The 22,262-nt window shown below is 43.0% G+C and carries 26 protein-coding genes; 1 reads left to right on the top strand and 25 read right to left on the bottom strand.

The features are described from left to right. Positions 1 to 3: 3 nt before the first annotated feature. The 7 genes from DWZ33_RS00345 to DWZ33_RS00315 all read right to left on the bottom strand — a co-directional run bounded on the left by DWZ33_RS00345 (position 4) and on the right by DWZ33_RS00315 (position 4,720). The gene (locus DWZ33_RS00345; protein WP_118453411.1) at positions 4 to 1,386 is read right to left on the bottom strand and encodes a glycine--tRNA ligase; all 1,383 of its coding nucleotides are present in this window, start codon (positions 1,384 to 1,386) and stop codon (positions 4 to 6) included. 122 nt (positions 1,387 to 1,508) lie between these two features. Next, entirely contained in the window at positions 1,509 to 2,225 is a 717-nt protein-coding gene (recO, locus tag DWZ33_RS00340) for a DNA repair protein RecO (protein ID WP_022939654.1), read from the bottom strand. Beyond that, positions 2,218 to 3,114, bottom strand: coding sequence for a GTPase Era (gene era, locus DWZ33_RS00335; RefSeq protein WP_118453409.1), 897 nt, complete (start codon positions 3,112 to 3,114; stop codon positions 2,218 to 2,220). The genes recO and era overlap by 8 nt, the downstream gene beginning before the upstream one ends. A gap of 1 nt (position 3,115) precedes the next feature. Next, positions 3,116 to 3,511 (bottom strand): cytidine deaminase, encoded by a 396-nt coding sequence (locus DWZ33_RS00330; protein ID WP_022939656.1) that lies wholly within the window; start codon positions 3,509 to 3,511, stop codon positions 3,116 to 3,118. After that, positions 3,508 to 3,867, bottom strand: coding sequence for a diacylglycerol kinase family protein (locus DWZ33_RS00325; RefSeq protein ID WP_022939657.1), 360 nt, complete (start codon positions 3,865 to 3,867; stop codon positions 3,508 to 3,510). Before DWZ33_RS00325 ends, DWZ33_RS00330 begins: the two co-directional genes overlap by 4 nt. Then, positions 3,839 to 4,306 carry an rRNA maturation RNase YbeY gene (gene ybeY, locus DWZ33_RS00320; RefSeq protein ID WP_118453407.1) on the bottom strand — a complete coding sequence of 156 codons (468 nt, stop codon included), beginning with the start codon at positions 4,304 to 4,306 and terminating at the stop codon, positions 3,839 to 3,841. The genes DWZ33_RS00325 and ybeY overlap by 29 nt, the downstream gene beginning before the upstream one ends. A gap of 51 nt (positions 4,307 to 4,357) precedes the next feature. Next, positions 4,358 to 4,720 carry a cysteine peptidase family C39 domain-containing protein gene (locus DWZ33_RS00315; protein WP_118453404.1) on the bottom strand — a complete coding sequence of 121 codons (363 nt, stop codon included), beginning with the start codon at positions 4,718 to 4,720 and terminating at the stop codon, positions 4,358 to 4,360. Between the two features lie 148 nt (positions 4,721 to 4,868). Here DWZ33_RS00315 and DWZ33_RS00310 point away from each other — a divergent pair, with 148 nt between their 5' ends. Further along, positions 4,869 to 6,533, top strand: coding sequence for a Na/Pi cotransporter family protein (locus tag DWZ33_RS00310; protein WP_022939660.1), 1,665 nt, complete (start codon positions 4,869 to 4,871; stop codon positions 6,531 to 6,533). A gap of 23 nt (positions 6,534 to 6,556) precedes the next feature. On the opposite strand, the gene DWZ33_RS00305 is transcribed toward DWZ33_RS00310, so the two are convergent. The 18 genes from DWZ33_RS00305 to mtaB all read right to left on the bottom strand — a co-directional run bounded on the left by DWZ33_RS00305 (position 6,557) and on the right by mtaB (position 22,224). Further along, the gene (locus tag DWZ33_RS00305) at positions 6,557 to 7,315 is read right to left on the bottom strand and encodes an SDR family NAD(P)-dependent oxidoreductase (RefSeq protein WP_220452381.1); all 759 of its coding nucleotides are present in this window, start codon (positions 7,313 to 7,315) and stop codon (positions 6,557 to 6,559) included. Further along, positions 7,315 to 7,899 (bottom strand): GNAT family N-acetyltransferase, encoded by a 585-nt coding sequence (locus DWZ33_RS00300; RefSeq protein WP_244925822.1) that lies wholly within the window; start codon positions 7,897 to 7,899, stop codon positions 7,315 to 7,317. Before DWZ33_RS00300 ends, DWZ33_RS00305 begins: the two co-directional genes overlap by 1 nt. Before the next feature lie 49 nt (positions 7,900 to 7,948). Then, a complete protein-coding gene (gene phoU / locus DWZ33_RS00295; RefSeq protein ID WP_118453402.1) occupies positions 7,949 to 8,587 on the bottom strand; it encodes a phosphate signaling complex protein PhoU in 639 nt (212 codons plus the stop codon). Positions 8,588 to 8,596: 9 nt separating this feature from the next. After that, positions 8,597 to 9,355, bottom strand: coding sequence for a phosphate ABC transporter ATP-binding protein PstB (gene pstB, locus DWZ33_RS00290; protein WP_022939664.1), 759 nt, complete (start codon positions 9,353 to 9,355; stop codon positions 8,597 to 8,599). Positions 9,356 to 9,364: 9 nt separating this feature from the next. After that, entirely contained in the window at positions 9,365 to 10,606 is a 1,242-nt protein-coding gene (gene pstA / locus DWZ33_RS00285; RefSeq protein ID WP_118453400.1) for a phosphate ABC transporter permease PstA, read from the bottom strand. Next, the gene (gene pstC, locus DWZ33_RS00280; RefSeq protein WP_118453398.1) at positions 10,603 to 11,544 is read right to left on the bottom strand and encodes a phosphate ABC transporter permease subunit PstC; all 942 of its coding nucleotides are present in this window, start codon (positions 11,542 to 11,544) and stop codon (positions 10,603 to 10,605) included. Before pstC ends, pstA begins: the two co-directional genes overlap by 4 nt. Before the next feature lie 69 nt (positions 11,545 to 11,613). After that, on the bottom strand, positions 11,614 to 12,567 hold the full coding sequence (locus DWZ33_RS00275; protein ID WP_118453396.1) for a substrate-binding domain-containing protein: 954 nt from the start codon (positions 12,565 to 12,567) through the stop codon (positions 11,614 to 11,616). A gap of 164 nt (positions 12,568 to 12,731) precedes the next feature. Continuing rightward, positions 12,732 to 12,932 carry a cold-shock protein gene (locus tag DWZ33_RS00270; protein ID WP_022939668.1) on the bottom strand — a complete coding sequence of 67 codons (201 nt, stop codon included), beginning with the start codon at positions 12,930 to 12,932 and terminating at the stop codon, positions 12,732 to 12,734. Between the two features lie 172 nt (positions 12,933 to 13,104). Further along, complete coding sequence (locus tag DWZ33_RS00265; protein ID WP_118453394.1) at positions 13,105 to 14,328, bottom strand: sensor histidine kinase; 1,224 nt, start codon at positions 14,326 to 14,328, stop codon at positions 13,105 to 13,107. Continuing rightward, the gene (locus DWZ33_RS00260) at positions 14,315 to 14,992 is read right to left on the bottom strand and encodes a response regulator transcription factor (RefSeq protein WP_022939670.1); all 678 of its coding nucleotides are present in this window, start codon (positions 14,990 to 14,992) and stop codon (positions 14,315 to 14,317) included. Before DWZ33_RS00260 ends, DWZ33_RS00265 begins: the two co-directional genes overlap by 14 nt. After that, complete coding sequence (locus DWZ33_RS00255; RefSeq protein ID WP_022939671.1) at positions 14,985 to 15,953, bottom strand: PhoH family protein; 969 nt, start codon at positions 15,951 to 15,953, stop codon at positions 14,985 to 14,987. Before DWZ33_RS00255 ends, DWZ33_RS00260 begins: the two co-directional genes overlap by 8 nt. Before the next feature lies 1 nt (position 15,954). Next, on the bottom strand, positions 15,955 to 16,878 hold the full coding sequence (locus DWZ33_RS00250) for a sporulation protein YqfD (protein ID WP_118453392.1): 924 nt from the start codon (positions 16,876 to 16,878) through the stop codon (positions 15,955 to 15,957). Next, on the bottom strand, positions 16,871 to 17,068 hold the full coding sequence (locus DWZ33_RS00245) for a YabP/YqfC family sporulation protein (RefSeq protein ID WP_022939673.1): 198 nt from the start codon (positions 17,066 to 17,068) through the stop codon (positions 16,871 to 16,873). Before DWZ33_RS00245 ends, DWZ33_RS00250 begins: the two co-directional genes overlap by 8 nt. A 64-nt stretch (positions 17,069 to 17,132) precedes the next feature. After that, positions 17,133 to 18,500, bottom strand: coding sequence for an MATE family efflux transporter (locus tag DWZ33_RS00240; RefSeq protein ID WP_118453390.1), 1,368 nt, complete (start codon positions 18,498 to 18,500; stop codon positions 17,133 to 17,135). Between the two features lie 64 nt (positions 18,501 to 18,564). Beyond that, complete coding sequence (rpsU, locus tag DWZ33_RS00235; protein WP_022939675.1) at positions 18,565 to 18,744, bottom strand: 30S ribosomal protein S21; 180 nt, start codon at positions 18,742 to 18,744, stop codon at positions 18,565 to 18,567. 63 nt (positions 18,745 to 18,807) lie between these two features. Next, positions 18,808 to 19,473, bottom strand: a complete 666-nt coding sequence (gene deoC / locus DWZ33_RS00230; RefSeq protein ID WP_118453387.1) for a deoxyribose-phosphate aldolase — start codon at positions 19,471 to 19,473, stop codon at positions 18,808 to 18,810. Beyond that, on the bottom strand, positions 19,457 to 20,923 hold the full coding sequence (locus tag DWZ33_RS00225; RefSeq protein ID WP_118453385.1) for a UDP-N-acetylmuramoyl-L-alanyl-D-glutamate--2,6-diaminopimelate ligase: 1,467 nt from the start codon (positions 20,921 to 20,923) through the stop codon (positions 19,457 to 19,459). Before DWZ33_RS00225 ends, deoC begins: the two co-directional genes overlap by 17 nt. After that, positions 20,920 to 22,224 carry a tRNA (N(6)-L-threonylcarbamoyladenosine(37)-C(2))-methylthiotransferase MtaB gene (gene mtaB / locus DWZ33_RS00220; protein WP_118453383.1) on the bottom strand — a complete coding sequence of 435 codons (1,305 nt, stop codon included), beginning with the start codon at positions 22,222 to 22,224 and terminating at the stop codon, positions 20,920 to 20,922. Before mtaB ends, DWZ33_RS00225 begins: the two co-directional genes overlap by 4 nt. Positions 22,225 to 22,262: the final 38 nt, after the last annotated feature.

The following is a 22,262-nucleotide window of genomic DNA, read 5'->3' as shown; positions in this document are numbered from 1 at the left end:
CAATTAAAACTTTATTTTCTCGGCGATCCAACGATTTAAGTCACTGATAGCAACCCGGCTCTGTGCCATCGTATCACGTTCACGAATCGTAACACAGCCGTCATCCTTGGTATCAAAGTCAACTGTAATGCAGAACGGTGTACCAATTGCATCCTGACGGCGATACCGTTTACCGATGCTGCCGGCTTCATCATATTCGCAGTTATAATCACCAGCAAGCTGTGCGAACACTGCCTCGGCTTCCTTGCTTAACTGCTTTGACAGCGGCATAACACAAGCCTTAAACGGTGCTAATGCCGGATGCAGACGTAAAACGATACGCGTATCCTTTTCACTCAGCACCTCTTCATCATATGCGTCACAAAGGAATGCAAGCATCAGCCGTTCACAGCCAACTGATGGTTCGATACAATATGCGAGATACTTTTCATTCGTAGCTGGATCAAGATATTCAAGACTCTTCTTACTAGTCTCTTGATGCTGACGTAGGTCATAATCTGTACGGTCAGCAATACCCCAGATTTCACCCCAGCCGATCTGTGAGCCAAAATTATATTCGATATCACATGTACCTTTGGAATAGAAAGCCAGTTCTTTCGCGTCATGATCACGGAAACGCAGGTTTTCAGCTTTAATGCCTAAATTTGTCAAGAAACTCATGCAGGCATTTTTATAGAATTCATACCATTCTAAATCAGTACCCGGCTGACAGAAGAATTCAAGCTCCATCTGTTCAAATTCACGGGTACGGAAAATAAAGTTACCCGGCGTAATTTCATTACGGAATGATTTACCGATCTGACCGATACCAAACGGCAGCTTTTTGCGCATTGTGCGCTGTACATTTTTAAAATTGACGAACATTCCCTGAGCGGTTTCCGGGCGCAGATAAATCGCGTTTTTCGCATCTTCAACAACTCCCTGGAATGTTTTAAACATCAAGTTAAACTGACGGATATCCGTAAAATCATGGCTGCCGCAGTTTGGACAGGCAATCTTATGTTCCTTGATGTAAGTCATCATTTCCTCATTGCTCCAGCCGCCTGGATTTACAGTTCCCTTTGATTCATCTTCAATCAGCTTGTCGGCACGATGTCTTGTCTTGCAGTTGCGGCAGTCCATCAATGGATCTGAAAAACCGCCCACATGACCAGAGGCAACCCATACCTGCGGATTCATTAAAATCGCTGATTGGATACCCACATTGTAAGGACTCTCCTGGATAAATTTTTTCCACCAGGCACGTTTGATATTGTCCTTGTATTCAACGCCTAAAGGACCAAAATCCCATGTGTTTGATAAGCCGCCGTATATTTCAGAACCCTGAAATACAAAGCCGCTGTTTTTCATATGGGAAACGATCGTTTCAAACTTCTTATCATTCATCTGCTTTTTCCCCTTTCAAGAAAAACTAACCATGACAAAGCATGGTTTATTAAGAATTAATCCTCGTTAATATTACAATTAACCATAGTATTTTATACCACATTTCAAACCCGATTGTCAACTTAATTCAAGCCCTCAACAATTCGCAGAAATGCCGCGCTCTGTAAATTTATACCGCTGTAATTCTGAAACAGCTGAAGATATACATCTACAATTGGATAGGTCCACTCGCCGGCCGTCAGCAGCACCTGCGCGTGTTTCAGCTCAGCTTTACACGCCAAGCGAAGCAGCCTCAGCTGTTCTACATTTAAACGCAGATCACTGCTATGCTGACAGCGCTGACAGACAAAGCCGCCGTCATTGATAGAAAAAGCGGCAATCTGCTGTTTTGAACCGCAGCGGCAGCAGCTGTCAACATTAGGCTCAATGCCGATTTCATGGGCGATCAAGGCTAAAAAAAGCGTCAGGATGCAATAAGGCTGCTTGGCGGTTTCCAATAAATCCAAACAAGTAAGCAGTTCCTCATAGCCAAACATCATTTCTTCCAAGCGGTCCATCACTTCCATCATCAGCTGCGCAATCCCCTGTTTCAGAAGATCTTCGCGCAGACCGCGATAGCTTTTTATTAACTCCGCATTCTTCAGCGTGCTGCCTTTCTCAAGCAAATTAAAGCGGCTTAAGGTAAACAGCTGACAGCAATGAGCGTTTTTACTGCTGATTTTATTAATGCCGCGGGCCAGAACACTTCGTTTTCCCGAAGCAGTCAGCACACTCAGCATCGCATCATAATCACGATAATCAACTTTTTTTAGTACAATTCCTTCAAAGCTGTTATTCATCATCCTCATCCATTTCACGGATACCGAATTGCTGAAGCTTGCTTGCACGGTTGCGCCAATCCTTCTCAACGCGGACATAAAGTTCCAGATAAACCTTCTTGCCTAAAATCAGCTCCAGATCACGGCGTGAATCAATACCGATATCCTTAATCATACTGCCCTGCTTACCAATCAGAATACCTTTTTGAGAAGGCCGCTCTACGATGATTAAAGCATTGATCACCACCGAGCTTTTCTTATTTACTTTCTTTTCCAGCACTACTGCCACGGAATGCGGAATTTCTTCTTCCGTCTTATAAAGCACCTTTTCCCGAATCAGCTCGGTAATCATAAAATCTTCATCATGATCACAGATCATATCATCAGGGAAATACTTAGGGCCTTCATTGAGATAGTTTTTACTGACTTCAAGCAGCTCATGTATATTGTCATGCTTTAGAGCAGAAACGGGAAAAATTTCCTTGCATTCCAGTCTTCCCTGCCACTCAATAAGCAGCTTCATCAGCGCTTCCTTGCTTAATAAGTCCACCTTATTCAGAATCAGAAAAATCGGCAGCTGTTTTTCTTTCAGATTATTTAATACAAATTCCTCACCGCTGCCAAAGGGCACCGATGCATCAACCATATAATAAACAAGATCCACACCCGCCAACGATGAAAACGCACTTTTATTCAAAGTCCGCCCCAATTCATGATGCGGCTTATGAATCCCCGGTGTATCAATAAATACCATCTGCGCATCTTCAGTAGTTAAAATCCCCTGAATATTGTTGCGGGTCGTCTGCGGCTTCGGCGATATAATGGCCAGTTTTTGATTCATAATCGCATTCAGCAGGGTCGACTTACCGGCATTGGGCCGGCCCACAATCGCAATAAATCCAGATTTCATCCTAGAGATCCTCGTTAGTAAACGCCATCGGCAGCAATTCTCTGATTGAAGTCGTCGTCTCTGCCTCACGGTTTGCCAGATAGATCGGTGTATCAAAGCCAATCAGTTCACACAATACCTGACGGCATGCCCCGCATGGCGCCGCAATCGTTTTGCCTTCACTGACAATGGCCAGCGCCTCAATATCTTCCTTTCTTACCCCGTTGGAATAAGCCGAGAAAATCGCGCTGCGCTCTGCACAGTTAGCCAGTCCATAAGACGCATTTTCAATATTCGCGCCATAGAAAGTACGGCCATCCTTGCATAATACACAGGCTCCCACACGGTAATGGGAATAAGGCACATACGCATTCTCCATCGCCTTAAATGCCAGATTAACTAATTCATTTTTATTCATCGTAAAGCTCCTTTCAAAATTAACAGGCCTGCCAGCAAGGCGGCCAGTGATACGACAAGCACCGCTGCCGCACCATAATCCTTAATAATTTTAGCCAGTTCATTGTACTGGGGAGAAATCAGATCCACACATTTTTCAATCGCTGAATTAAAAAACTCAGCAGCGATCACTAAACAGATCAGCAGCAGGATAAACAGCCACTCACTTAAGGTAAAGCCATACAGCCCGCCAAAGAGCAGCACCGCTGCCCCAATCAGACACTGAAAGCCGATGCTGCGGTCATGCTTGAGACCATAAGCAATGCCGCTGAAAGCATTGGCAAACTTATTAATCAGCCGTCTTAGGTACGAGATCATTAAGGATCACATCCTGTAAGGCAAACATAATTTTTTCATCCTCGCTCTGCATGTGATCATAGCCGAGAAGATGAAGCAGACCATGGGTAAACAGAAAACATACCTCACGGCGGATAGAATGCCCGTATTCCTGTGCCTGATTTCTTACTGCCTCTACATTGATAAAGATATCACCCAGTTCCTCATCAATTTCTTCACTGATCATATAATCCTCTTCACTGTCTTTCAGGGCAAAAGAGATCACATCGGTAGGCTTGTCGATGGAGCGATAATCCCGATTTATTTCCTGAATGGCATCCGGCGTCACGAAAACAACAGAGCAGCTGGACTCATAAGCCGTCCGCAGCACCTTACTTGTTTTTTCACTGATCTTTTGAAAATCTTCAGCGTAACTTTCCCATTCACTTTCTTCTGTTTGATTGATCATATTAATTTCCATAGAATCTCCTTTATAAGCTTGTTATTCCTAATAAGTATACCATAATTATTTTCAATTAACATAGAGAAGGATCAGCGTTTTATGCCAAATCATAAAGAAATGAAACAATGACAGCAGCGCTTCACCCTTTAAAGGATCATAAACCCAGATTTTTCTTCCCTGCCGCTTTGCAAGCATAAAATGCCCCAGCCAGCGTGAACCGACAAAGGCGATGAAATAAGTATCTGGAATCCGCCAAGTATGATAAGCCCGCGCATCGACATGACTCAAAGCCAAACCGGCACATAAATCATAGATACTCAAGCCGTGTTCATCGATTAACGCATCACAATAATTAATGGCCGCACTTAGGTCAATCGCCATTTTTTCTTGCAGTGCATATAAGATTTTGACTGCGCAATCTTGTTTTTCCATAGAATCACCCCTTTATATATAAGTAAAAATTTGTTTTTATCCTATTCTTAGCCTATTTTATAAAAATTCTTAATCAAATGTAAAAAAATATTTATAATTTTGTTAATTTAATGTTAAAATAAGAGTGTCTATATATGGAGGATAAACTATGCCTACTGAACTCATGCCAGAAGCTGCCGTCCAATGGGACCTGATCATTGGTGGTTTTGCCTTCTTTTTATTTGGCATCCAGTATATGGGTGACGGATTAAAGAGCATTGCCGGTGATAAGCTGCGTTACTTTATTGACAAATACACATCAAAACCATGGATGGGAATTATTATCGGTGCCTTGGTTACCGTAGTAATTCAGTCAAGCTCAGCAACCACAGCCATTGCCATCGGATTTGTGCGTGCTGGAATCATGCGGCTCGATCAGGCCATCGGGGTTATTATGGGAGCTAACATCGGTACGACCGTAACCGCCTTCCTGATTGGTCTGAATGTCGAACAGTTTTCATTATATTTTGTATTTATCGGTGTTTTGTTTATTGTTTTCTCAAAACGGCGCAAAACAACCTACATGGGAGAAATCATTCTCGGCTTTGGTATCCTGTTTTTCGGACTAAAGCTGATGGGTGATGAATTATCGATGATCGGTGAATATCCGCAGTTTGAAGCGGTAGTAACCGCTATGGCGCAGAATCCGATTTTGGCGCTTTTGGGCGGTACCCTGATGACCGGCCTAGTACAGTCGTCAAGTGCTGTCATCGGTATTATTCAAAAGCTGTACAGCTCAGGCGCGATTACTATTGCTGTTGCCCTGCCCTTTGTCTTCGGCAGCAACATCGGTACTACTATCACCGCGATCTTTGCGGCTATCGGCGGTTCCATTTCCAGTAAACGGGCAGCCGGCATTCACGTAATGTTTAACGTATTCGGTACACTGCTCTTCATGCTGATTCTGAAACCTTTTACCGGTTTTATCAGCACTGTCTCCACGCATTTTGCCATTAACAGCATGATGCAGATTGCCTTTGCGCATATCGTCTTTAACTTATCTACGACGATTCTCGCCTATCCGTTTATTAATCTAATGGTCAAAGCGGTTAAAACACTGATTCCCGGTGATGAGAATCAGCGCATTGAAGTCAACATGGAAAATCTTGATCCTAAGATTGCCGCGACCTTACCGGCCGGTGCCTTGGGCGTATCTAAGCAGGCTACGATTAAAATGGGAATGCTTGCCTATGACTCCCTGAAAAACACAAAGGATTATTTTAATACAAAACAAAAACGTTATTCAGAATCTACGCATCAATGTGAGGAAGCAATTAATTCACTGGACAGTAAGATTACCGATTATCTGATGGAAATTGCCCATCACAATCTTGGCACGAACGATACAGATGAATTGATCGCCAATCTTAAATCGTTAAAAGATATTGAACGTATGGGCGATTTAGCAATGAATCTAAGAGAATTTTATTCTATGGCTTTTGAGGAAAAAGGTAAATTCTCTGAAGGCGCGATTGCAGATGTCAATGAAATGTATGATATTATCCTTGAGATGACAAAGCTGGCCATTGATTATTTTAATACCCGTGATGAAAAGCTGATCGACATGATTCAGGATAAAGAAAATTATCTTGATCTGATTGAAGAAAAAGCCCGTCAGCGTCACTTCAAACGCATGGCCCAATCGGAATGCGCAAGAGCGATTACCGGCAGTGTTTATATTGATATTCTATCCAATCTTGAACGTGTCGGCGATCATGCCTGCAACATCGTACGCAACTGTAATATCGAATTGCCATTACATAACAGTTTATAAAAGAAAGCCAAAAAGCTTTTTTTTTATATTTTCATTTTTGCAACAGCCGCCATTTTCAATCGCTTTGGCAGCCAGCGTATCAGCTGATTCATCATGCCAGGAATAATGATTTCCTGATCTTTCATCAATCCATGATAGGCGGCCTTGGCGGCCCTTTCTGGAGATCCAGCAAATTTGGGCGTTGATTTCCCTGCTTTCGTGAAGAAAGCTGTATGTGTTGAACCAGGACAGAGTACAGAGATATGTATCCCGATGTTTTTAGCTTCATAGCGGATAGCTTGAGTATAGCTTAAAACATAGGCCTTGCTGGCATAATAGGAGGCCGTATACGGCCCTGGCTGAAAGGCGCCGATCGATGCTACATTTAAAATACGGCCGCCGCTTTGCTGATGCTCAGCGATAAACAGCTTGCAAAGCATCGTTAATGAAATTATATTCAGCGTCAGCATCTGCAGCTCCCTGTCAGCATCCAGTGTCTCACTTTTCCCGATCAAACCTAAGCCGGCATTATTTATCAAAATATTAAATCGCACATCATCTGCCTTAAGTGACGCATAAAGCTTAAATGCCGCGTCATTGACTGCCAGATCCTGTTCATAAATCAATATTGGAACCGCATACTCTGCCTTTAATTTACACTGCGCTGTAAGCAGATGGCTCATAGTCGATGAAACCAAGATTAAACCATAGCCATGGCTTGCGAATACCTCCGCCAGCGCATAACCGATGCCGCTTGTCGCACCGGTAATCAGCACATATTCCTTATCCATTGACGCAGCCATTAAACAGCTTTTGGATAATCCTGAGCAAGCAGCGCATAGACCGCCATATCGGCTAATCCCGCTTGATTAATGCCGGTCTGCCTCAACGTTCCTTCATACTGCAGGCCGCACTTTGCCATTACCTTTCCAGAATTAGGATTTAATACATCATGATGAGCCTCAATGCGGTTTACCTGCACTTCTTCAAACAAGAACTGAATCACTGCCGCAAAAGCTTCCGTGGTAATTCCCTGATGCCACCACTTTCTTGACAGGCAATAACCGATATGCACACACTTGATGTCTTCCTCAATTTTAACCACTGAAATATTGCCGATCACCTCATCATTATCCTTTAAAGCAATAGCCCACATATACTGCTGATCATGATCCTGAGTAATCCATTCATTCAAAATCATTTTTGTTACCTCAACCGATGAATGTGCCGGCCAAGTCAGATAACGGGTAACCTCGGGATCACTGGCCCAGTTATGATACATATTTTCAGCATCCTCAATCTTAAATTTTCTTAAAACCAAACGTTTGGTTGTCAGCAAGGCGGTTCCTTTATGATGCATAATCTTCACTCCTTTAATTTTAACCATTATAGCTCACTCCCCAGTTTCAAGCAAGAAAAAAAGCCATTTGCATGGCTTATCCAAAATCATAGTGCTGACCCTTCACACAATAAATTACATGCTCACAGATATTAATCGTATGGTCACCGGCACGTTCAATGCTTCTTAAAATCTGCGAGCCTCTCAGCATGATCCGCAGTGACTGCTGATCCGCGTTTTCCTCTAATGTCTGATAGCATTCCTCAATTAACAGATCAATTTCTTTATCTCTTTCAGGAATATCAAAGGCCATATCTACATCCTTTTCCTCATAGCAAAGCATTGCTGCCTTCAGCATCTCAACCATCTTTTCTTCCATTTGAATAATATATGCCTCAACCGTAGGATTAATTGAATCATTTCTGATAATATAGGAAGCGATATTTTTCGCATAGTCACCGATTCGTTCAAGTTCTGAGGCAATTTTAATAGCGGTTATAACCCGCCGAAGATCACTGGCTACCGGTGACAGCAGCGCAAATACCGAAATAGCGATATCATTAATTTCCTCTTCCATGTTATTGATGAAGCTGTCTGCCTTAATCAGTTCCAGGGCCTGCGCGCGGTCCTTTGACACATAAAGCCGCTGCAACGTTTCATGCATGGAAATGACGCGGCTGCCCATCTTCACAACTGAATATTCTAACACTTCAACTTCTTTATCAATTTTAACCATAACCCTCTCCTATCCGAAACGGCCCGTAATATAATCTTCCGTTCGCTTATCTAATGGCTGTTTAAATAATTTTGATGTTTCCTGAAATTCAATAACTTCTCCCAATAAGAAGAAAGCTGTATAATCACTGACTCTTGCCGCCTGCAGCATGCTGTGAGTGACAATGATGATTGTATAGTCATGCTTAAGCTCTTCAATAAGATCTTCAATCTTAGCGGTGGCTATTGGATCAAGGGCACTGGTCGGCTCATCCATTAAGATAACCTCCGGCTCCATCGCAATCGCTCTGGCAATGCATAAACGCTGCTGCTGACCGCCGGACAACCCCATCGCTGAATCATTAAGCCGATCACTCACTTCATCCCATAGGGCTGCCTGCTTTAATGATGTCTCAACGATTTGTGTGAGCAGATGCTTGTCCTTGATTCCCTGACAGCGCGGGCCATAGGCTACATTGTCAAAGATACTCATTGGAAATGGGTTTGGTTTTTGGAAAACCATACCTACCCGGGTACGCAGATCCACTACATTCATCTTGCCCGAATTAATATCTGTATCATTAATCGTGATACTGCCCTCAATCCGGCAGCCTTCAATTAAATCATTCATTCTGTTTAAGCAGCGCAGAAAAGTAGACTTGCCACATCCGGAAGGGCCGATAAAAGCAGTTACTCGATTTTTATTAATATCCATCGTTACTTTTTTCAAAGCCTGTTTCTCACCATAGTACAGATCAAGATCCTTGATCTTAAAAATCGTTTCTTCCATAAGTACCTCCTAATACCACGCTTTATTCAGCCGCTTGCTCAGCAGCTTGACGATAATATTTAAACAAAGAACAAAAATCAAAATAATAATTGAAATAGCGGATGCCAGTTCAAAATTAGGCTGTTCACCGCTCATCACTGACCAGATATGAACGGCCAGGGAAGTTCCCTGCGACAGCAGGGTTGGTGAATCGTTGATAAACGTACCCATTGTATAAATCAGTGCTGCTGACTCACCGATGACCCTGCCGATACTCAGCAGTACGCCGGTCAAAATACCCGGCACCGCACAAGGCAGCACAACCTTGAAGATCGTCTGTGACTGATTGGCACCTAGCGACAGGCTCGCATCACGCAGGCTGTTAGGCACAACAAGCAAAGCTTCCTCGGTAGAACGAATGATGGTCGGCAATAAGATAATTGCCATGGTCAATGAACCTAATAAAATATTAGTTGTCGTCGCCCCAAAGGCTCTCGTAATAGGAAACAGTACCGATACACCCATCAAACCATAGACAATACTAGGAACGCCGGTCAGCGTTTCAATACCGGAACGAATCATTCGGTTGAGTCTTGATTTATTGGCATATTCATTCAGATAGATTGCCGCCGCGATACCAATCGGCAAAGCAATCAGCAAGGATACCACAATCAAATAACCGGTAGTCAGCAAACTGCCGCGGATACCGCCGCCCGGTGTTTTTACATAGGCTGAGGTGATTGATGCCGCATCCTGATCTAAAGCCGCCGCGATTTCAGCCGCGTTCTGACTGGCCAGATTACCAGCGAAATCAGCGCTGCCATCAAGCCTTTTAAAATCTATTTTTTCAATCTGTACGCCTACTTCCAGCGTTAGATCCAATCCTTTATTTGCCCCCGCACTCTTATCGATCGTATGCGCAAAAGGTGAAAGCGGATCAATATATTCGACTAGCACAAGCTCATGCTTGTCGTTGGACAGCGCATCAACAAATGCGATTCCCCATTTTTCAGAAAAGCTGGCCTGTGGGGTTAAGTCATCAGGAGCCGTAAAGCTTCCTGAATGATTTACCTCTGTTTTTACTTCCACCAAGTAATTTTTTGACCAATAATCATTTTTCAATAAATCAAAGCTGATTAATGACGAGCCTTTTGAAAAGATGAAGATAAAAATGCTGATTAATACTGTCACACTGATCAGTGAAGACAGATATGTGATGCCATTCAGCAGACCATCGCTGACTTTACTGGAACGTCGGTTTTCCCTGATCATGATTGATTCCCTACCTTTTTCTTCATTTGATTTAAAACAAAATTAGAAACTAAAATCACTGCCATCAGCACAATACCTACTGAGAAACGAATATCATAATCGAGTCCAGTCGTTTCTTTTAAGCCTGCCAGCATTGTTGAGGTTAAGGTGCGGGTAATATCGAAAAGGTCAAAGGTTGGCCCCATCAGCTTATTACCAGCTACCATCGCAACCGCTGTTGCCTCGCCGAAGGCTCTGCCGATACCAAGAATGGCACCAGCGAAGATACCTGATTTGGCACTGGTTAAAATGACCTTAAAATTGGTTTGTATCTGGGTTGCTCCCAAAGCTAAAGAACCCAATTCCATTTCTTTGTCTACCGAGCGAATGGCTGTGACTGCCATGGATGTGATAGTCGGAAAAATCATGATTGCCAAAAGCAGAATCACTGCCAGCAGCGAGCTGCCGCCGGCTGTAACAATACCCAATTGCGATGCCAGCATTTTTACTAACGCGGTAATTGATCCCGCCGCAAATACACCATAGACAACTGATGGAATTGACGCGAGCAATTCAACAACCGTACTCATGATCTGCGAAATAGACTTAGGCGCAATCTTGGCAATAAACAAAGCGGTCAGCACTGAAATTGGAAATGCCAGCAGCAATGCGCCAAAAGATGAAATCAAAGTATTGATAATAATATAGCCCACGCCATAGATTCCCTGATCCTGCCGCCACGTTGTACCAAGCAGGAAATCAACAGCATTTACCTGACCGTTCGCGTATCCCGGCAGAAAAGGCGCAATTCCTTTAATTCCGACAAACAGCAGAATGACGATGATTGCTGAAGCGGACAGAAAGGCTGCCGCCATAAAGCATCGTTTTGAAATCCTGTCATTCCTTAATTTCCGTTCATTTTTTTCCGTGCTGATTTGTTTTCTGACAAATTTATCCATAATTCTGTTCACATCCTATCATTAAGAAAGATGCCTTGCCACCGCTTAGCATCTTTAAGTACCTTCAGCTTATTGAATATCTTCCCACTTAGTTGTTTCACCAGTGAAAATAGCTTTAATCTGTGCCGCGCTCAGATCAGTAACCGCTGTATTTTCAGCATTTACAATCGTAACCACTGCATCCAAGCAATAAGTGCCGCTCATCATGGCTGATGATGTATCTTCATCACTATTGAATGCACGTGAAGCAAAACCGATATCCGCTTTATTAGCGCCGTCTTTTTCACCGCCTAGAACACGTTTCCAGCCATCGCCTGAACCTGTCTGATTCATTGTGAATTGGAAGTTGCCAGCCATTGGGACAAAGCTCTCCAGCGCTGCCTTCAATGTCTTTTCAACCGAAGTAGAACCTGCAGTGGTAATTGTGATTGAGGAATTATCCTGTTCCACGATTGGATGATTTGCAGCTAATTCAGCCCATGGCTTTGCTTTAGATTTATCTACGACACCGCCTGCCTTTTCAACGACTAACATACCTTCTTCAGAATTTTGCATATAATCTAAAAAGGCTGCGACTAATTGTTCTTTTGCCTCATCGCCAAAATCGCCGGCGGCACGGGTTACGAAATCAAAAGGTCTTTGTAACTTATAAGTACCATCTAAAGCTGCCGCTTCACTTGGTGTTACACCTTCAAATTGAGTTGGTGTTACACCATTTGCCGCAAAGTCAGTAGTTAGTGAAACATAACCGATACCATTCTTGTCCGCACCAACTTTAGCCGCCATATCGCCGTTGCTTGAAACTTCAATAGCTGTATCAAGCAATTGATCAACAAAATCAGATGCCTTTTCATAAGCTTCCCGCGTACCGCTTGATGAATCACGGGTATAGACATTGATTTGTCCTGTTACGCCAGTATTTACCGGATTATCCGTATTCCCGTTATTTTGATCCGCAGCCGGTGTTGATGTACATCCTCCTAATAATAAGCATGCTGTCAGCAATGCAGTGATTTTCTTCATATCAGAAATCCTCCTTGTTTTATTACATTGCCAGTATAAAGAGTGATTGTTAAAGGAGTAGAAAGATTTTGTTAATTCTCTGTTAAAAAAGCAAAATTTGCATAAAAAAAGCAGATGCCTCAGCACCTGCAAGAAAAAAAACACCCAGTGGGTGTTTTCAGAAACTAGATTAAGCTAACGTTAGCAGCTTGAGGACCACGGTTGCCTTCAACGATTTCGAATTGAACCTTTTGGCCTTCTTCTAAAGTCTTATATCCATCAGACTGGATAGCTGAATAATGGATAAAGATTTCTTTGCCATCTTCTGCTTTAATAAATCCGTAACCTTTTTCTGCATTAAAAAATTTAACTGTTCCTGTACTCATTGTTAGTACCTCCATTTTGTCTGTAAACAAGCTGAAGTCATTAGGTATAAAAAAATCACATTAATTCCTTGTACCTTGAGACATAAATACAATTCCTTAAATGTGAATTATAGTTATTGCTTCGTATTACTATTTAAGTATAAGCGCTATTCAGATCAAAGTCAAGCGAAACCTAAAGTTTATTCAGTTTGATCGTAAACACTGTACCTACATTTAATTCTGACCGTACCTCAATCACACCGCCGTGAGCATCAATCACCGATTTAACAATCGCTAAGCCTAAACCGCTGCCGCCCTCAGCCCTTGCCCTTGACTGATTGACTCTATAAAAGCGCTCAAAAATCCGACTCTGTTCATTGACATTAAAGCCGCAGCCCTCATCTTGGACTTGGATATAATAATCATCATCCGTTGTGAAAGTACGCAGCGTAATCGTGCCGCTGTCACTGTACTTCACCGCATTGACTAATAAATTATTCAATACCTGAGACATCTTTTGGGCATCACAGAAAAGCCGTGCTTCTCCTTTTAAATCCAGATTAAGCTTAAGTCCTTTCTCATTGATCAACGGCATCAGCGGTTTGCATACATTCTGTGCCAGTTCATGAAAATCAATGCGTGTGCGGTGCAGAATCGGCTGTTCCACAGACAATTTGCTTAATTCCAGCAGATCCTTGACAATACTCTCTAAGCGCTGCACCTCACTGTTGATTTGATTCAGAAAATCCTTCTGTGCTTCAGGATCATTAAAATCATCCCGAATCAATATCTCGCTCATGCCCTTGATCACTGAAATAGGAGTTTTCAATTCATGGGACGCATCAGCAATAAACCTTTTCTGCATTTTCTCACCGCTCAATGCCTTGGTCATATCCTGAAGCAGAATCAAACAGCCGCTGAATCTGCCATGGCTGGTCACCGGCACCATATACGCCTGATAATCTACATCATCGATACGGATGCGTTCTTCCTGTTCTTTTTCAAGAATAAAGGCATCCTTTATAACCTCTTGAATGGCCGGATCAAAATCATTATGCAGATAATCCAGTTCAATTTTAGCGTCAGAATGACGAAAAGCCAAAGCCTGTGTATTATAGATTACAATCTTCCCCATTTCATCAAGCAGCAATAAGGGAAAAGGAATCGATGATACGATCGTCAGCAGCTGTTTGGTTTTTAAATGTGAATCCGAGCTGCTGGTTTTTAATTCATGCAGCAGATTCTCATTATTTTTACGCACATCCGCCGCCAGCCTGATTTCACTGCTGTACCAAATAAAGCTAAAAGCAATGATCAGCAGCAGAATTACCAAATAAACAGGCAGATTAAATAATGATTCCAAAGCCATCGAAACAATCAGCAGGGCAAACAGCGCACTCAGTTTATGCCTGTCCATCTTTCAGCTCCATACAATAGCCGACACCGCGGTTGGATTGGATGGTCACATTGCTTTTTGCTAATTTACTCCTTAACTTAAAGATATGCACATCGACGATGCGGGTATCACCGTCATATTCAAAGCCCCAGATTTCACTGCAGATCTGGTCTCTGGACAGCACGATTTCATGATTCATCATCAGATAAACAAGCAAATCAAATTCCTTCTTTGTGCAGCCCACAGCCTCATTGCCGATCAGTACCTCACGTTTTTTTAAATGGATACTGACATTGCCGAAAGTCAGCTTCTCATGATCTGCCTTCGGCAGTCTTTTAATATGAGCATTCACACGGGCTACTAATTCACGCGGTGAAAAAGGTTTGGTTATGTAATCGTCGACGCCCTCTTCAAAGGCCTGCAGGATATCGGCCTCATCATCTTTAGCAGTCAGCATGATCATGATGCTGTCAATATTCTTTTTACGCAGGCGGCTGACCAGTTCAAGGCCGGAAAGACGCGGAATCATCCAATCGATGATCAAGACATCAAAATGTTCATTCAGCGCCATATTCAAGGCTGTTTCACCGTCGGCAGCTTCACTCAGCTCATAATCGCGCTTTAAATCATAGGCAATGATCTTACGGATATTATCTTCATCCTCAATGATTAATATTTTATTCATTTCCCTCTGCCCTCTCATAACATTCGATAATCTTCTGAACCAATGGATTACGCACGACATCAAGACCGCTCAGTTCCACAAAGCCAATCTTATCAACCCCTTGTAAGATTTTACGGGCATGCAGCAAGCCGCTGTCCTGCTTTTTCACTAAATCGATCTGCGTACCGTCACCGGTAATCACGACCTTGGAATTAAAGCCCATGCGGGTAAGAAACATTTTCATTTGATTTTTAGTCGTATTCTGTGCTTCATCAAGGATGATAAAAGCATTGTCTAAAGTACGGCCGCGCATATATGCCAAGGGTGCAATTTCGATGACTTCCTTTTCCAACAGCTTCTCTACGGTTTCCACACCGAGCATATCATACAGCGCGTCGTAAAGCGGCCGCAGATAAGGATCAACCTTTTCCTTCAGATCACCAGGCAGAAAGCCGAGGTTTTCACCTGCCTCCACCGCGGGACGGGTTAATACAATCCGTGAAAAATTACCCTTTTTTAACTGAGCAACCGCATAGACAACAGCCAGGTAGGTCTTACCGGTACCGGCCACGCCAGTCGCGAAGATGATATCATCATGCGTTAACGCATCGATTAAAATCCGCTGACCAATCGTCTTTGGATAAATCAGCTTGCCGCTGACCGTCTTAGCAATCGGCTCACTGTTTAACCGTTCAAGATTAATCGACGGCGATGCTTTCACAAGCCGAATTAAATAATTCAAATCTGACGCATTCAGATGCTTCTGCTCATGAATCAGCGTATAGGCAGCCCTGACAATCTTTTCAATGCAATCAAGCACTTCCCGGTTATCACACTGCACATCAAGCTGTCCATTATTAAAAATCAATTCAGCATCAAAGGCTGAACGCAGCAAATCAAGATTTTTATCATGCGTACCGCAAAACATCATAATTTCATCATAAGACCATGTACTGCAATCAATAGAAAACGCTTTTGACATTTTATTCTCCCGGGCTTGAAATATCTTCAAGCAATGTATAATGTAAATCCATTTTTATTTTATCGTCATTTACCGAAAATTGCAAAATATTTTCACTGACGATCTTCTCATCCTCACCCAGCTCTTCACTGATGATCCGCCGTGCCTGAAACAGCAGCTGGAAAAACTGCACACCCTCAGGCAATGAATTATTAGGCATTTCAACGCTGAAGTCCGACCACGTATAAGCAAACACCCTGCCTTTGACATAGATTTCCTCGGGCAGATTCATACTGTCCAGCAAAATATTGCTGACCAATAAATCACCTTTCTTAACTACATCATTAATCTTTACGCATTTTTCACCATGCTGAAGATCAAAAGAAGCGATTACACCATCTTTTTGAGCGATCAATTCATTCCGCGTCAGTTCTTCTTTTTCAACGGTTTTCTTAGGCAGAAAGCGCACCTTCAGCTTGCTGCCGTTTTGTTCAACCTCAATCCAGGTAAAGGATCTCTTTAATTCCTCATTCAGCTGCTGCTTCAGTACATTTTTATCAGTTAGCTGAAAGGGCGGCATAGCCTGAAGCTGTACGAGCGTATCTGCAATCAGAGTACGATTAACAGTTCCCTCACCCAAGATTTCAATATTAAAAACCGTCGATGACAGCAAAAGCCACAAGGCCGCTGCCGCACCGGCGGCAATCAGCCGGTCAAGCTGCTTGAATGTGCGCAGCAGCATACCGATGACACCGGTTGTCTTCAGATGGATAATGTGCGGATATGTCTTGATTAGATCATTGCGGTTTAATACTGAAGCATAAAAAGTGATCGTATCCTTTTTCTGACGAATCCCATAAACGGTCCAGTTATGGGTTTTCACCGTCTGCAGGAAAACATTCAGATTAAAATCCAGGGACCAGTAATCCAAGCCGAATTTATTCATTATTAAACACAACGGTGGCAATCGTGCCGCCGATCAATATTTCATCCCGCGTCAGTGCTGAAATCATCAGATCACTGCCCTGGATAGTCAGTGTATAGTGTGCGCACTGAATCTTGATTTCATTCTTTCTGACTCTGAGAATGGCTTTATATTTCTCAATCATCAACTGACGATCATCATATGTAATCATTCACTCACCTCATTCTATTTTATGAGGTGAATCTTATTATAGAACAGTTCTTTTATAGCTGTGATTATTGAGTAAGCCGATTCAATTCTCTGATTTCAAGCAGACACAGCGGTACCGCAAGCAAAAATGAAGCTATATCCGCCGCCGGCTGTGCCCACTCCGCTCCCTTTAAGCCTAATAATGAAACTAGAAGAAAGAGTGCGGGAATAAAAAACAAGCCTTGACGTGCCATTGCCAAAAGACTGGCCGGCAGCGTTTTGCCAATGTTTTGCAGCAGCATATTCGTTAAGATCACGACACCCATAAAAGGAAAGGACAAGCATTGATAGCGCAATGTCTGCGCACCGATTTCAAGCAGCAGCGGATCTTCACTTCTAAATAAAGCGACTAATGCCGGCGCCCCCAGATAGCCGAGAATCGATATGATAATCAAGCCGATCGTTGAAACCTTGATGCAGAAAATAAAAGCATCTTTAACTCTTTGGTAAAGACCGGCGCCATAATTAAAGCCGCAGACTGGCTGAAAGCCCTGACCGAAGCCAATTAACGCTGAGCTGGCAAACGCTGTGATCTTGGATACGATGGAAAAGGCGGCTATCGCGCTGTCACCATAGTCCTTGACCGCCCAGTTTAATGCGATAACTGCCACACTGGTAAGGCCTTGCCGGCATAGACTTGGCAAACCGCCCTTGGTGATTTGACGATAGCGTTCAAAGGTCGGCTTAAAATGTTTAAACCGTATGTGAATATTTCCCTTCTGCATACTGCCGATAAGCAGGAGCAGCCAGCTGACAAACTGGGCGATGATGGTTGCCAGCGCAGCACCGCCCACACCCATACCTAATGTAAAAATAAAGATTGGATCTAAAAAGATATTCAAGATTGCACCGGCGGTTATGCCAATCATCGCAAATTGCGCGTTCCCCTGCAGCCGCAGCTGATTATTTAAGACCAGCGATGACATCATAAAAGGTGTGCCGATCAAAATATATTTCAGATAATCAACAGTATAAGGCAGAGCGGTGCCGGTAGCCCCCAAAAGCTTTGCCAGCGGTGTCAGAAAAAGCAGCCCTGCCGCGGCAATCCCCGCCCCTAAGCCAATCGGCGTAAAAAAGCCGACCGCTGCCATCTTTTCTGCTTCATCATACTTCTTGCTGCCTAGCTCACGGGATATATAATTGCCTGAACCATGACCAAAGAAAAAGCCAATCGCCTGAATCAGCACCATGATTGAAAAAGCGATTCCGACAGCTGCCGAAGATTCAGTATTATCAAGATGTCCAACATAAACTGAATCAACCATATTATAAAAAGATGATACCAGCATACTGATGATCGTTGGTACTGACATGGCCAGAATCAAACGCTCAACGGGTGCTTCCGTCATTCTTTTATGCTTTTCATTCCGTTTTTGTTCCTCATATGTATCCATATCCGATCCCCTTTCTTATCAATCAAAAAGACACCCCGTTTAAGAAGTGTCCCTAAGTATTTAGTTATTTACTGCGGCGAGCCTTACGTGCTGCTTCTGATTTAAGCTTACGACGTACGCCTGGTTTTACATAAAACTCTCTTTTGCGAGCTTCAGCAAGGGTTCCATTTCTAGATACTTGACGTTTGAATCTGCGTAAAGCATCATCTAGAACTTCATTTTCTTTTATTACTACTTTTGGCATTACTTACCCTCCCTTCTGATGCAAGCATTAACATTATACATAATTATGTGATATTTTGCAAGCTTAATATGAAGAATTTACATTTTCTTTTTGAAGAAGTTTTACACCGGCACTTGTACCGATACGATCAGCCCCGGCTTCCACCATTGCCTGAAGATCTTCATAGCATCTCACACCGCCGGCAGCCTTAACTTTACAAGCCCCGTGAACACTTTCTTTCATCAGCTTTACATTCTCCACTGTAGCACCCGCTGTTGAGAAACCGGTAGAAGTTTTAACGAAGGCTGCTTTTGCGTTCACGCAGCATTCACAAGCCTTGACAATCTCTTCTTTGCTTAAAAGACATGTTTCAAGTATGACCTTAACACAATGATGATCGGCTGCCGCTACCACACTGCGGATATCCTCTTCCACCAATGCATAGTTATGATCTTTTAAAGCGCCGATATTGATGACCATATCAAATTCTTCCGCGCCGTTAGCTAAAGCGTCCTTAGTCTCGTAAGCTTTAACCGCCGAAGTTGCTGCGCCCAACGGGAAACCGATGACCGTACAAACCTTTACGTCACTGCCCTTCAGCGCTTCCGCGCAATATTTAACCCATGTCGGATTCACACAAACTGACGCAAAGTCATAGGTTCTCGCTTCCTCACACAGCTTTTGAATCTGTGCCTGTGTAGAATCAGCCTTCAATAATGTATGATCAATTAACTTATTCATCTTTTCCATCCTCCTCGATGCCCAAGTAATATCTGCGGATGATTGCCCGTGCCGCCCGATGATCGCCAATATAAGGTTCCCGGCCATTTTCACGGTAAATGAATGTTTCATCGCCTTTGCCGAGAATCAGCACGGTATCATCGACATTGGCCATCTCGATTGCCTGCCTGATAGCGTCATAACGGTTTTCAATATAAATATTGTTGGTATCTACGATCCCCGCTTTAATTTCATTGGCAATCTCTCTTGGATCTTCATCACGCGGATCATCCTCTGTCAGAATAATCATATCACAAAATTCACTGGCAACACTACCGAAAACTTTGCGTTTATGACGGTCGCGCTTGCCGGCGCTGCCAAATACGGCAATGATCTTACGCTGCGGCTGAGTAATCAGCTTAGCATATTCAAATACTTTCTGTAAGCCGTCAGGCGTATGCGCAAAGTCAACGAATACGTTAAATGGCTGACCTTCATCAATGCGTTCTAAACGGCCGTCAACCTGATCCAGCGTATCCAGACAATCCAATACTTTTTCAAGCTCCAAGCCGCTTTCATGCATGGCAGCGATTGCCGCCAGCAAATTATAAATATTATACAAAGCGATCAGATTCGTTTTCACTTCATATTCACGGTCCTGATGCAGCAGCTTAAATCTGGAATGCTGAGTGCCCAAGCGAATATCATCAGCCCGATAATCCGCATCATTTTGTACGCCATAAGTGACCACCCGCGCGTTACATACTTCTATCAACGCGCGGCAGCACTCATCATCAGCATTTAATATGCAGACACCGTTCTTATTTACCATCTTAAACAGCTTCTTCTTAGCTTCAAAATAATTCTCAAAAGTACCGTGAAAATCAAGATGGTCATAGGTCAGATTGGTAAAGATTACCGTATTAAAATCAACTGTATTCACCCGGCCTAATTCAAGACCATGGCTGCTTACTTCCATGGCCACTGCCTTCATCCCGTGATCCACCATATCCTTAAGCGTTGAATGAATCGTCAAGACATCTGGTGTTGTCAGTGAAGGCGGTAAAGTAACATCACCATAAGAAATAGAAATCGTCCCCATATAGCCGCATGGCTCAAACCGAGAGTGAACATCACGGATGATTTTCGCAATCGTTGACTTACCGTTAGTGCCGGTTACGCCGTAAACCTGAAGCTTGCGGCTTGGATAATCATAGAACTTATTAGCCAGACGATTCATTGTCGCTAAAACATTTTCAACCTTGATATAGACGATGCATTTACGCTTATTTTCTATCGGTTTGCTGTGAACAATGCAGAGAGCACCGTTATCGATCGCCTGATCAACAAAATCATGGCCATCGCTATTGATTCCTGAAACACAGAAAAAGATACTGTTTTTAGTCTTGATCCGAGAATCGAAACTGAGTTCTTCGATTTCTATTTCCGGTGCGTGATCAAACATCTCTGATAGCTTCATCCTTTTACCTCCTCGATTTTGCCCTGCAGCATCCCATTTTCATAACCTGTGATAATTACATTATGAAATTGATTTACAACTGACGCATCGCACATGACAGTGACTGGAAAATACTGACTGGCATGCCCTATTGCCAATTGATTCTCCTGTTTTTCAAAAAGCACGCTGACCCGTCTGCCGATCCAGCCTTGCTGGTACAGCGCATAATCATTCCCGCTTTTTACATTTAATAGTTTGGCACGTTCTTTCTTTACTAAACCGCTGATTTGATTCGACATGCCTGCCGCCTTTGTACCATCGCGTTTAGAAAATGGAAATACATGCATAAAGCTGAACTGAATGCGATCAAGATTTGACAGCGTCTCATTAAAATCTTCTTCTGATTCATCAGGAAAGCCAACAATAATATCGGTAGATATTGAACAATCAGGCAATAATGCGCGGATCTCATCGATTCGCTTGATAAATGCTTCAATCGTATAAGGACGATTCATGGCCTTTAACACATGATTGCTGGCACTTTGAATCGGAATATGTAAATGCCGGGCAATCCGCTCATCCTGCTGCATTAAAGTAAGAAACTCATCACTCAGTTCATTGATTTCTATTGAAGATAAACGAATTCTTTGCAAGCCCTCGACCTCATTTAACAGCCGTCTCAATAAAGCGGTCAAATCAGTACCTAAATCATGACCATAACGGCCGGTATGAATCCCGGATAAGACGATTTCATAATGCTGATTAGCTACCAGCTCCTTAGCTGTTTTAATCACATCATCCATCGGCAATGAACGCTCCCGTCCTCTCGCGTAAGGAATGATGCAATAGGAACAAAACTGATTGCAGCCATCCTGAATCTTAAGAAAAGCCCGCGTATGATCCGTAAAGCGATGGATTGGCAGCGCCTCAAACACCTTCACATTGTCAATCTCATGAACCAGATTCAAGCGCTTCTTTTGTTTATAGGCTTGATCCACTTCTAAAGCTAAGCCAGCTTTGCCATCACTGCCTAAAATGAGATCAACGCCTTCAATATCAGCAATTTCTTTGCTGCTGGTCTGAACGTAACAGCCAACCACGGCAATAAATGCCTCTGGATTTGTACGGATTGCCTGATGAATTTTCTGACGGCTCTTACTGCCTGCCGTATTGGTAACCGCACATGTATTAATAATGTAGATATCCGCTTTTTCTTTAAAATCCACTTCTGTATATCCCAGCTCTAAAAGCCCCTGAACATAAGCCTGGGATTCGTATGTATTGACTTTGCAGCCGAGTGTACTCATAGCAAATGTAGTCATTTTAATCACCTCAAACTAACTTATTATACACTATTTCA

The sequence above is a fragment of the Dielma fastidiosa genome (assembly GCF_003475485.1).
In the GTDB taxonomy this organism is placed as follows: domain Bacteria; phylum Bacillota_I; class Bacilli_A; order Erysipelotrichales; family Erysipelotrichaceae; genus Dielma; species Dielma fastidiosa.
The sequence above is the reverse complement of the archived record's forward strand: the minus strand, read 5'-3'. Positions and strand labels throughout refer to the sequence as shown.